The sequence below is a fragment of the Pseudomonas graminis genome (assembly GCF_900111735.1).
Classification (GTDB): Bacteria; Pseudomonadota; Gammaproteobacteria; order Pseudomonadales; family Pseudomonadaceae; genus Aquipseudomonas; species Aquipseudomonas graminis.
In genome coordinates, this window is sequence record NZ_FOHW01000007.1 from 79,443 (window position 1) to 91,343 (window position 11,901).

The 11,901-nt window shown below is 60.8% G+C and carries 9 protein-coding genes; 2 read left to right on the top strand and 7 right to left on the bottom strand.

Translation table 11 applies throughout. The annotated features are described in order from the left end of the window. Positions 1 to 51: 51 nt before the first annotated feature. Entirely contained in the window at positions 52 to 771 is a 720-nt protein-coding gene (locus tag BMY98_RS07545; RefSeq protein ID WP_074886843.1) for a 3'-5' exonuclease, read from the bottom strand. A 10-nt stretch (positions 772 to 781) separates the two neighbouring features. Next, a complete protein-coding gene (locus BMY98_RS07550) occupies positions 782 to 2,716 on the bottom strand; it encodes a putative nucleotidyltransferase substrate binding domain-containing protein (RefSeq protein WP_074886846.1) in 1,935 nt (644 codons plus the stop codon). A 233-nt stretch (positions 2,717 to 2,949) separates the two neighbouring features. Here BMY98_RS07550 and BMY98_RS07555 point away from each other — a divergent pair, with 233 nt between their 5' ends. Continuing rightward, a complete protein-coding gene (locus BMY98_RS07555; protein ID WP_065991292.1) occupies positions 2,950 to 3,396 on the top strand; it encodes a response regulator in 447 nt (148 codons plus the stop codon). Positions 3,397 to 3,621: 225 nt separating this feature from the next. On the opposite strand, the gene BMY98_RS07560 is transcribed toward BMY98_RS07555, so the two are convergent. Beyond that, on the bottom strand, positions 3,622 to 5,799 hold the full coding sequence (locus tag BMY98_RS07560; protein ID WP_074886848.1) for a malate synthase G: 2,178 nt from the start codon (positions 5,797 to 5,799) through the stop codon (positions 3,622 to 3,624). A gap of 323 nt (positions 5,800 to 6,122) precedes the next feature. Here BMY98_RS07560 and BMY98_RS07565 point away from each other — a divergent pair, with 323 nt between their 5' ends. Continuing rightward, on the top strand, positions 6,123 to 6,641 hold the full coding sequence (locus BMY98_RS07565; protein WP_074886851.1) for a glycine cleavage system transcriptional repressor: 519 nt from the start codon (positions 6,123 to 6,125) through the stop codon (positions 6,639 to 6,641). Positions 6,642 to 6,702: 61 nt separating this feature from the next. Here BMY98_RS07565 and rarD read toward each other — a convergent pair whose 3' ends face one another. The 4 genes from rarD to BMY98_RS07585 all read right to left on the bottom strand — a co-directional run bounded on the left by rarD (position 6,703) and on the right by BMY98_RS07585 (position 11,891). Beyond that, positions 6,703 to 7,596, bottom strand: a complete 894-nt coding sequence (gene rarD, locus BMY98_RS07570) for an EamA family transporter RarD (protein WP_074886854.1) — start codon at positions 7,594 to 7,596, stop codon at positions 6,703 to 6,705. A gap of 237 nt (positions 7,597 to 7,833) precedes the next feature. Further along, the gene (locus BMY98_RS07575) at positions 7,834 to 8,808 is read right to left on the bottom strand and encodes a serine/threonine protein kinase (RefSeq protein ID WP_074886856.1); all 975 of its coding nucleotides are present in this window, start codon (positions 8,806 to 8,808) and stop codon (positions 7,834 to 7,836) included. 301 nt (positions 8,809 to 9,109) lie between these two features. After that, on the bottom strand, positions 9,110 to 11,023 hold the full coding sequence (locus BMY98_RS07580; RefSeq protein WP_074886859.1) for a PhoX family protein: 1,914 nt from the start codon (positions 11,021 to 11,023) through the stop codon (positions 9,110 to 9,112). A 103-nt stretch (positions 11,024 to 11,126) separates the two neighbouring features. Continuing rightward, positions 11,127 to 11,891, bottom strand: coding sequence for a TOBE domain-containing protein (locus BMY98_RS07585; protein WP_074886862.1), 765 nt, complete (start codon positions 11,889 to 11,891; stop codon positions 11,127 to 11,129). Positions 11,892 to 11,901 lie beyond the last annotated feature (10 nt).

An 11,901-nucleotide genomic window follows, 5' to 3' on the forward strand; every position in this document is an offset into this window, starting at 1 on the left:
TCGGTTTGTAAGGTCAGTCGTGATCCAGACCAAGACGGGGCAGGGCAGAAGCTAAAACGAATGGGATTGCTGCTGCCGTCGCCATTTCGCCACACCTTGCTCAAGCTGTGCGGGGGTATCGATCCCCTGTCGCCTGGCGTGGCTGAACAGGATCATCGCGAGTTCGGCGGTCACCAGCGCATCGGCGCTGGCGTGATGACGCTCTTCGGCGTGGAGCCCGAAGAATCGCGTCCAGTCGTCCAGGCCTGCCTGACGCAAATTCGCGTTCGGGCAAATGAAGGGCGCGATGTGAGCGACATCGATGAAGGGGTGCAGCAGGCGATAGCCCAGGCTTTCCTTTAATGCACGCCCCAGCATGTGCTCGTCGAACGCCGCGTGAAATGCCAGCAGCGGGCTGTCACCCACGAATGCCATGAAATCCAGCAGCGCTTCCACCGGCTCGCTGCCTGCCGCAATTGCGGTGGGCCCCAGCCCGTGAATCAATACGCTCGGGCCGAGTTTGTGATCGGTGCGCATCAGCGTGCGCTCGAACTGTTGCCCCAGATCGATCGCGCCATCTTCGATGACCACGGCGCCGATCGACAGCACCTCGTCCCGCTGCAGATTCAGTCCGCTGGTTTCAAGATCGACCACCACCCACCGTTGCTGGCGCAGTGTCTTCTGATCCCGCGCGCAGGGCCCGGGCAGGGCGTGCAGGCGCTGTTGCTGTTCCGGCGTGAGTTCAGGAACGAGGGCGCGTTTGGATGGTTTGAGCCAGCGGAACAAATTCATGATCAGTCGCTTACAGTTGGTAGCGCACAGTGAGGCTGGTCTGCAGCCGCTGCGCCTGACGGAACGACTCACGCAGAATGCGCCGGTCCAGATGATTGAGCACATCCGGGTCGATGCGATTGGAGTACGGCAGGTTTTGCCGGTTCTGCTGCTGATGTTGTTGCATACGGGTTTGCTGGATGAAGTGATAAGCCTCTTCATATGCCGCACCGTCCAGCGGGTCGATCACCTCTTTGGCCACCAGCTGACGCAGCCTGTCCAGCGTGTTGCTCGCCTCGACGCCGTTGGCCAAGGCCAGCAATCTCGCCCCGTCGACGAATGGCGTCAGGCCCTGGGTCTTCAGATCCAGCGTGTCTTTTTCACTGCCTTTGCGGGCGACCACGAAGTCCTTGAAGCGGCCCACCGGTGGGCGCTGACGCAGGGCGTTGTCGGCCATCATGCGCTGGAACAAGGCGTTGTCTGCGACCTGCGCAAGAATGCTCTGACGCAACTGATCACCGCCGCTTTCATCGCCCCAGACCACGCGCAGATCGAAATAGATAGAAGACGACAGCAGGTTCTCCGGCGTGGCTTCGCGAATGAACGAGCCGAATCGCCGTGCCCACTCGATGCGCGACAGGCACAGCTGTGGATTGCTCGCCATGATCCCGCCCTTGCACAGCGCGAATCCGCACACCGCCAGGCTTTGATTGATCCGCTCGGCAATGGGCAACAACCGGCCGCGTATTGCGGCGGCCTCGGCGGCGTCCCCGGCTTCGAACAGAATGCCGTTGTCCTGATCGGTGTACAGCGTTTGCTCGCGCCGGCCTTCGCTGCCAAAGCACAGCCAACTGAAAGCGATGCCGGGATCGCCTTTCTCTTCCAGCGTGAGTTCGATGACGCGACAGACCATGTGATCGTTGAGCAGCGTGATGATCTGGGTGATCTGGGTGGACGAGGCGCCGTGGGCGAGCATCCGGTCCACCAGTTGAACGATGTCGCCGCGCAGGTTGGCCAGCGAATCGATGCGCGGCGCGCTGCGGATGGTGCGTGCCAGATGCACCAGATCCACGCGCTGCAGGGAGAACAGGTCGCGCTCGGAGACCACGCCACACAAACGCTGATCCTTCACCAGGCAGACATGGGCGATATGCCGCTGGGTCATGGCAATGGCCGCATCGAAGGCGCTGGCGTCCGGGCTCAGGTAGAACGGCGCCTGAATCATGCTGCGTTCGATGGGCTCGCCGAAATCAGCGTCGATGTTGGCGACGACCTGACGCAGATCGCGCAGCGTAAAAATACCCAGCGGCGCCTTGGCCTCGTCCACGATCACGATACTGCCCACTTGCTGCTCGTCCATCTGCCGCACGGCTTCACGCAGCGGCGTGTCGGGGGAGCAGGTCACCGGATGACGCATCGCCAGCTCACCCAGTCGCGTATTCAGTGAGTATTGCGTGCCGAGTGTTTCCACCGCCTTCTGCTTTACTTGCTGATTCACCTGATCGAGCAGGCTGCTGACGCCGCGCAGGGCGAAGTCGCGGAACTCATTGGAGAGCGCGAACAGCTTGATAAAGGCTTGTTTATTCAGTTGTAGGCAGAAGGTGTCTTCGGCCGCCAGATGCTCGGTTCGCGTGGCGCGTTCGCCGAGCAGCGCCGCCAGGGGAAAACACTCGCCCGTGGTGATTTCAAACGTGGTTTCGGTGCCGCCTTTTGCCGAATGGGGGCGCTCGCCCACCACCCGGCCTTGTTTGACGATGTAAAAATGTTCTACTGGCCCATCGCTAGGCTTGATGATGCTTTCGTCTATAGCGTAGAAACGCAGGTGACACTGTTCGACAAGGTAGGCCAGATGGGCGTTTTCCATCTGGTTGAACGGCGGGAATTTTTGCAGGAACTGCATCGTGCCGTGGATGTTCTGCAGAACGGCTGTTTTGCCTGCCTGGGTAAAAGCGTCCGCTTTGCTCATGACCGATACCGCTTGTTTTTATTGACCCCATGGTCGACCGCTTATCGGGCAGTGCCCATTGGACGTAAGTCTTACGTGACTGCAAAGGCGTTGGATCGCATCGAACCAAGGTGTAAAACCGCAGCGATGCAGTTAGCGTCAGGCCTCAGGCCCCGGCATGAAGCCGACAGGATGTGCAGCGTATCAATCGTTTGCGCTGTCAGAATTGAAGTCGACAGGAAGATGAGACGGGTATGTTCGATCACAGTATTTTGAGTGATGAAGAGCGCGAAGCCCTCAATGAGGTGATGCTCGCGCCTGCGTCCCAATCGCCACATCGGGTGTTGATCGTCGACGACGACAAGGATGCTCGGGAAGTTCTGGCCGAAATTCTCAGTCTCAATGACATCAGCTGCATCACCGCCGCCGGCGGCACCAGTGCCATGCACTTGCTGCAGACCCGGCCGTCCATTGCGCTGCTGATCACCGATCTGCGCATGGCGCCGTGCGACGGGCTGGACCTGATCCGTCGGGTGCGCGAATCGGACCGCGCGGAGCTGCCGATCATTATCGTGTCTGGTGACGCCAACGTCCGCGACGCCATTGATGCGATGCACTTGAGCGTGGTGGATTTTCTGCTCAAGCCGATCAACACCAAGCAGCTGTTGCGACTGGTGAAGCGGGAACTGGAAATGGCGTAAGAGCGCCGCCCTTTTGATAGGGGCGCCGATGGGGTGAGTACGTTCTGACTGTATGACCGTATGCACTGTAGGAGCGCGCTTGCCCGCGAATGCAATCTGGCAGGCGATATCTCCATCAAAGTCATACCGCAATCGCGGGCAAGCGCGCTCCTACAATGACCGAGTGGTGAAACAGAAAAGGCGGTGTCCATTTACCCGGACACCGCCTTTTTGTTTGGGCGCTGATTAAGCCCCGTGTTTCGCCTTGAACTCCCGACGGCGGCGGTGCAGCACCGGCTCGGTGTAACCATTCGGCTGCCGTGTCCCCTCGATCACCAGCTCAACCGCTGCCTGAAACGCGATGTTGCTGTCGAAGTCCGGCGCAAGCGGCCGATACAGCGCATCACCTGCGTTTTGACGGTCCACCACCGGCGCCATGCGTTTGAGGCTTTCCATCACCTGCTGCTCGCTGACTACGCCATGGCGTAGCCAGTTGGCAATGTGCTGGCTGGAAATCCGCAGCGTTGCGCGGTCCTCCATCAGGCCGATGTCGTTGATGTCCGGCACCTTCGAGCAGCCCACGCCCTGATCGATCCAGCGCACCACATAACCGAGGATGCCCTGGGCGTTGTTGTCCAGCTCGTTCTGGATCTCCTCGGCCGTCCAGTCTGTGTTCGGCGCCAATGGGATGGTCAGAATGTCATCGACCGAGGCCGGCGTGCGCTGGGCAAGCTCGGCCTGACGCGCGAACACGTCCACCTTGTGGTAATGCAGTGCGTGCAGCGCAGCGGCGGTAGGTGAAGGCACCCAGGCGGTGTTGGCGCCGGCCAGTGGATGGGCGATTTTCTGTTCGAGCATCGCGGCCATCAAGTCAGGCATCGCCCACATCCCTTTGCCGATCTGTGCGCGCCCTTGCAGGCCGCATTTCAAGCCGATATCGACGTTTGAGTTTTCATACGCGCCGATCCACTTTTCCGCCTTCATCTGCGCCTTGCGTACGACAGGTCCCGCTTCCATCGACGTGTGAATCTCGTCGCCGGTGCGGTCCAGGAAGCCCGTGTTGATGAACACCACACGCTCGCTCGCCGCCTGAATGCAGGCCTTGAGGTTGATCGTGGTGCGGCGCTCTTCGTCCATGATCCCGACTTTCAGCGTGTTGCGCGGCAGGTTCAGCACCGCCTCGATACGCCTGAACAACTCGTTGGTGAACGCCACTTCCTCCGGGCCGTGCATCTTCGGTTTGACGATGTACATCGAGCCCGTGCGGCTGTTGGCGCGGGAGGTATTGCCCTTGAGATTGTGGATCGCCGCGAGGCTGGTCAGCAGACCATCAAGAATACCTTCCGGCACTTCGTTGCCCTGATTGTCGAGAATCGCATCGATGGTCATCAGGTGACCGACGTTGCGCACGAACAACAGCGAGCGGCCATGCAGCGTGACGGGTTCGCCGGTGGGCGAGGTGTAGACGCGGTCGGGATTCATCGTACGGGTAAAGCTGTTGCCGCCCTTGGAGACTTCTTCGGACAGATCGCCCTTCATCAGCCCCAGCCAGTTGCGGTACACCACGACCTTGTCGTCGGCGTCGACAGCAGCGATGGAGTCTTCGCAATCCATGATGGTGGTCAGCGCCGCTTCCATCAGCACGTCTTTGACGCCCGCCGGATCGGTCTGGCCGACCGGGCTCGTGGCGTCGATCTGGAGTTCGAAGTGCAGACCGTTGTGCTTGAACAGCAGCGCGGTCGGCGCCAAGGCGTCGCCCTGGAAACCGATCAGTTGGGCATCATCGCGCAGGCCGGTGTTGCTGCCGCCCTTGAGACCGACGATCAACATGCCATCGACCAGCTTGTAGCCGGTGGAGTCAACGTGGGAGCCCGCCGCCAGAGGAGCGGCTTCGTCCAGAAAGGCGCGAGCGAAGGCGATGACTTTGTCGCCGCGGACCCGGTTATAGCCTGTGCCCTTTTCCGCGCCGCCCGCTTCGCTGATGGCGTCGGTGCCGTACAGCGCGTCATACAGCGAGCCCCAGCGGGCATTCGATGCATTGAGCGCGAAACGTGCGTTCATCACTGGCACCACCAATTGCGGGCCGGCCATGCGCGCGATTTCTTCGTCGACGTTTTGTGTGGTGATCTGGAAGTCCGCCGCTTCTGGCAGCAAATAGCCGATTTCCAGCAGGAATGCCTTGTAGGCGGCCGCGTCGTGGGCGTTGCCGGCATTGGACTGATGCCAGGCGTCGATACGCGCCTGGAATTCGTCTCGTTTGGCGAGCAGAGCTTTGTTCTTCGGCGCGAGCTCGTGGATGAGCGCATCGGCACCGGCCCAGAATGCAGCGGCGTCGAGGCCGGTTCCGGGAATGGCTTCGTTGTTCACAAAATCCAGCAGGACGTTGGCGACCCTCAGGCCACCGACTTGAACGTGTTCAGTCATTGCTTGCCTCACTCTGCTCAGCTATTTGACATCTATGTAGTGCACGCGAGGGGATACTACATGACGGTTTGCGGCGTGAAAATCAGACTTGATTTGCAGCGATCGACCGAATTCAGGCATTCGGCCACGCATCGGTATGGGATGTTCTCAAAGAGCGATCAGATTGTTCCAGAAAAGTATTCGAATCGTACACAGAAATTCCTCATGCGTTCACGCCGCTGCGGGCAGTGCAGACCTGCCTATACTCCCCAAAACCACCCCGCAACCCATGAGGCGTGGTATTAAACAGGCCTCAGTCGCTGCACATAAAAAAGGAGTCGTTTGTGGATCATCTTATCGTCACGGTGTCCGCGCCGGACAAGCCAGGCGTGGTCGAGCAGCTCGCCGCATGCATTGCCGATCACGGTGGCAATTGGCTGGAAAGCCGTATGTCACACATGGCCGGGCAGTTCGCCGGGATTCTGCGGGTCAGCGCGCCGGTCGACGCGCATCAGCCCCTTCGCAGCGCGCTGGAAGGGCTCTCGGCAAAAGGCATCCGCGTATTGTTCGCCGAAGTCGTCCCCGAAGCCTTGCCTGAGTGGAGGCCCATCACCATGGAACTGGTGGGCAATGATCGAGCCGGGATCGTGCGCGACCTCACTCGCGTGCTGGCCGAGCAAGGCGTCAACCTGGAGCATCTGGTGACCAGTGTCGAGCCCGCGCCCATGAGCAGCGAAACGCTGTTTCGCGCCCATGCCGAGTTGGGGTTGCCGATGGACCTTTCGCTGGATGTGCTGCAGCAGCGGCTGGAAACCCTGGCGGATGACCTGATGGTGGAACTCCACCTGCCGACGGACGAGTAATCGATGTAAACGCTGCAGGCCCTGCTTTTTCGGCGCGCCTGCAGCGATTCCTTTTTCCTGATCAGGCCTGGGCGCGTTTGCGCAGTGAGCGCCATGCGTCGAAGCTGTAGATGACCAATCCGGACCAGATGAAGGCGAAGGTCACTAAGGTGGCCGAGGGCATGTGTTCGTCGTACAGCACAACCGCCAGGGCCAGCACGAGCGTCGGCGCGATGTACTGCAGGAAGCCCAGGGTCGCGTAGGGCAAATGCCTTGCTGCGGCGTTGAAACACACCAGCGGCACGAGGGTCACCGGACCGGCCGCCGCCAGCCAGAGCGCCTCGGATGTTGTCCAGAATTCCGGCTGTGCGCTGTGGGCCAGCGGGTTGAAAATCAACCAGCCCACGGCCAGCGGCACCAGAATCCAGGTCTCCACGACCAGCCCGGGCAGTGCGGCCACCGGTGCTTTTTTGCGAATCAGGCCGTAGAAGCCGAAAGTGAACGCCAGCGCGAGCGACACCCACGGCAGGCTCCCCACTTGCCAGACCTGCTGAAGCACACCGATCAACGCCAGCATCACCGCGACCCATTGCAACGGCCGCAGTCTTTCACGCAGCAGCACCATGCCGAGCATCACGTTGATCAGCGGGTTGATGAAGTAACCCAGGCTGGCTTCGACCATGTGGTTGTTGTTCACGGCCCACACGTAAATCAGCCAGTTGGCGGCGATCAACGTGCCGCTGCAGGCGAGAATAGCGAGGCGTTTGGGGTTATCCCGCAGCTCTTGCCACCAGCCCGGATGCTTCCAGACCAGCAGCAGAAGCGAGCCGGAAATGGCTGACCAGATCGCCCGATTGACGATGATTTCCAGTGAAGGAACGCTGGCCAGCACCTTGAAGTAGATCGGAAACAGCCCCCAGATGATGTAGGCGCTCAGGCCCAGAATGTACCCGCGACGCGGGTTGGCAGCTTGCATGAGTGGTCCTTCGGCAAGTTTTTTGTTGTGATGGTTCTATCTGTTTCGGTAACCGAACGTCGCGCAGGCGTGGGACGTGTGGCTGACGTATAGGAGCGTGGCTTGTCCCGCGATCGGCTGCGCAGCAGTCGTAAACCGGACGATTTAGCCTCGTCTGGTACATCGAGTGTTCGGATTGCTGCCGCTTCGCGCCAGTTCGCGGGACAAGCCACGCTCCAACAGAGTGTTTGCGCGTTTTCAGAACAGCTTCAGCGGTTCCTCGTTCAGCGCGGACAACTGCTCGCGCAGCGCCAGCACCTGGTCACCCCAATAGCGCTCGGTGCCGAACCAGGAAAAGCTGTGGTGGAACGCCGGATCGTCCCAGCGACGCGCCAGCCAGGCGCTGTAGTGCAACAGGCGTAAGGCCCGCAGCGGTTCGATGAGCGCCAGCTCACGGGGGTCGAAGTCGTGAAACTCGTTGTAGCCGTCCATCAATTCCGACAGCTGACTCAGACAGTCCTGACGATCACCCGCGAGCATCATCCAGACGTCCTGCACCGCCGGGCCCATGCGGCAGTCGTCGAGATCGACGATGTGGAAGATGTCGTCGCGGGTCATCATGTTGCCGGGGTGGCAATCGCCGTGCATGCGGATGTTCTGATGGGGCGTGGCGGCGTAGACGTCTTCCACGCGCTTGAGCAGGTCTTTGGCAACGGACTCATAGGCCGGCAGCAAGCTGCGCGGAATCACGTTGTTATCCAGCAGGTAGTTCAGCGAGTTGTGGCCGAAGTTCTGCACGCCAAGGGCTTCGCGGTGCTGGAACGGGCGCGTGGCGCCGACCGCATGGATGCGCCCCAGCAACTGGCCGAGACGGTAGAGCTGTTCGAGATTGCCAGGCTCTGGCGCGCGGCCGCCACGACGGGGGAACAGGGTAAAGCGAAAGCCGGCGTGCTCGAACAGGGTCTGGCCGTTGTGCACAAGGGGCGCGACGACCGGGATTTCGACGTCGGCCAGTTCTGCCGTGAAACTGTGTTCTTCGAGAATGGCTTCGTTGGTCCAGCGACCGGGCCGGTAGAACTTGGCAATCAGCGGCTGCTGTTCATCGATGCCGACCTGATAGACACGGTTCTCATAGCTGTTGAGCGCGAGAATACGGGCGTCGGTGACAAAGCCGATGCTCTCGACGGCGTCCAGCACCAGGTCAGGTGTAAGTGTTTCGAACGGGTGGGCCATGCTAACTCCTGCGCGCAGCAGGCTGCCGCGTCGGGCCAGTCATGGTAACTCAGGCGTGTTGCACCTGACACAGCGGGATGCTCACTTCCGCGCGTGCGATGCGGATTGGAAAGCTGCATCAACAGACGACCGCTCCCTTTGTGGGTGTGACCGGTGTGGCGCCCCACCTTGCTCGCGAAAGCGGTGTTCAATCCGTAGAAAACTCGGCGGACATACTGGCCCCTTCGCGAGCAAGCTCACTCCTACACGTTAAGCAGCGTCTGTCAGCCGGCGCATAAGGTCGAGCGCATTACAACGCAGGTTACGCGCCGATCACCCCGCCATCCTCCCGCGTGATGACCATCACCGATGACCTCGGCTTGCCGTTCGGCAAATGCTCGGGGAAAGTCGAGCCGCCGTTTTCGCCGGGGTGCTGAATGCCGACGAACAGGGCTTTCTGGTCGGGCGCGAAGCTGATGCCGGTGACTTCACAGCCCACCGGCCCGACCATAAACCGGCGGATCTCGCCGCTGGCCGGGTCAGCGCACAGCATCTGGTTATTGCCCATGCCGGCGAAGTCACCGGCATCGGTGGCGTCGCCATCCGTCAGAATCCATAGCCGCCCGGCTGTGTCGAAACCCAGGCCATCCGGGCTGTTGAACATGTTCTGCGGATTGATGTTGCTTGATCCCCCCTGAGGCGTTCCTGCATGCACACCCGGGTTGCCGGCGACAACAAACAAGTCCCACGCAAAATCCATGGCGGCTGCATCTGAGCCTGTTTCCTGCCAGCGCAGAATCTGCCCGTACTGGTTTTTCGCGCGGGGATTCGGCCCGCCCACCGGCTGTCCTTCATCACCGCGCTTGATGTTGTTGGTCAATGTGCAATAGACCTGGCCGTCCTTGGGGCTGACAACGATCCACTCGGGCCGATCCATGCGCGTCGCCTTGACCTGACTGGCCGCCAGGCGCGCATGAATCAGCACTTCGGCCTGATTGGCGAACCCGCTGGCCGCGTCGATGCCGTTCTTGCCGTGGCTCAGCTCAATCCATTTGCCCTGGCCTTTCGGGTGATCGGGGTTGCTGTCGCCAGCATCGAACTGCGCCACGTACAGCGTGCCATGGTCGAGAATGTCGCGGTTGGCCTTGGGGTTTTTGTGATCGACCTTGTCCCGGCTGATGAATTTGTAGATGAACTCGCCGCGCTCATCGTCGCCCATGTACACCACGACGCGGCCGTCTTTGGTTTCGGTCAGTGCAGCGTTTTCATGCTTGAAGCGGCCCAGCGCGGTGCGTTTGACCGGTGTGGATTTCGGATCGAACGGATCGATCTCCACCACCCAGCCATGGCGATTGGGTTCGTTAGGGTTTTTTGCGACGTCGAAACGCGGGTCGTGCAGGTGCCAGTTCACTTCCTTGCTGGCAGCCGTCACACCATAGCGTTTGGTCGCGGCGTCGAAGGTCTGTGCCGGATCGCTGCTGCCGAAGCAGTCGGTGAAATTTTCTTCGCAGGTCAGATAGGTGCCCCACGGCGTCTTGCCGTTGGCGCAGTTCTGGAACGTCCCGAGTACGTTTTTGCCGGTCTTGTCGGCCGCGGTTTTCAACCATTCGTGCCCGGCGGCCGGGCCACTCAGGTGAATCGGCGTGTTGCCGTGGATGCGCCGGTTGTATTTGGAGCCTTGCACGAACGCCCATTGCTGACCGACGCGCTTGACCTCAATCACCGACACACCTTCGCTGGCCTGGGCCTTGTGTACGTCTTCGGCGGACTGCGGGTCTTTGCCGTGATCGAACAGGTAACGGTAATTGGTGTATTCGTTGTTGATCGCCATCAGTGCGCGGCTGGCGGTCTCCGGCTTGTCGCCTGGGAAGGTGAACAGGCTCATGCCGTCATTGTTGTCGCCGAATTGCAGCTCCTGCATCTTCGCGGTGCCTTTGCCGCTGGGGTCAAAAGCCGGGCCGTTGGTGTGCAGCGGCTGGCCCCAACTGATCAGGACCGAGGAGCGATAACCGGGCGGCAGACTGATGCTGTCGGTGGTGGAGGAGGGGATGCTGTCGAAGCCGAGCAGCGTGCCATTGGCGGCGCTGACACTGGCGGCCATGACGCTGCGGCTGAGCAGGTTGCCGCCCAGGAACATCGCCGCGCCGCACAGGGCGCCCGCGCTGATGAACCCGCGTCGGGTCAGGCCAACCATGTTTTCGAGGTCGGTGGATTGGTTATCTTTTAATAGTGTCATCACGGGCTCCCTGCGGTTTAGGGCAAAACCCTATGCAGTTCGGATGACGTTATTGTGTCGGTCAGATGACGAGTCGGGCTTTGGTCTTTCGTGCAAACAGCGCTTACAGCGGCGTGCCGAGCAGAATGTTGGAGGGTGCAAACTGAACCTTCACAGCGCCGCCGGCCTTGAGTTGCAAGGCGTGCAGCCGGTCCGCGTCGACCACCGCGCAGAGGATCTGGTGACTGGGTAGAACGATTCTGACCTCGCTCGGGCCATCCTCGGCGTCGAGGATTTCCTCTATTTTGCCGGTGAGGCAATTGTGTCCGATTGTTTCAGATTGGTCGGGCGTCAGTAGCTCCAGCCAGCCGGCCTTAATCAAGGCGAACACATCCTTGCCGATTTCGAGCCCCAGTCGCAAGGTGCTGTCGTGGGTGATCTGCGCCTCGATCGACAAACCGCCCGCGAGCTGCAACGTGATCATGTCGTTGCGGCCTTGGGAGCGGACGCCGCTGACCTGACCATGCAGCTGATTACGCGCGCTGGTGCGCAGCATCAAGCGGCTGAGCAGGGCGAGATCATCGGACTCCTCCGAGGTTTCCAGCAACTGGGTCTGCAACGCTTGCAAGCGCTGATAAAGCCGCAGTACGCGCTCGCCTTCGGCGGACAATTTGGCGCCGCCGCCCCCTCGACCGCCGACACTGCGCTCGACCAGCGGTTGCTGTGCCAGATTGTTCAGCTCATCGATGGCGTCCCATGTCGCCTTGTAACTCAGCCCGGCGCTCTTCGCTGCACGGGTGATCGAACCCTGCTCGGCAATGTGCTGCAACAGCGCGATGCGGTGAGGGCGACGAACCATATGCTGAGTGAGGGAGGGCGGTAGGGACATAGGCGTCGGA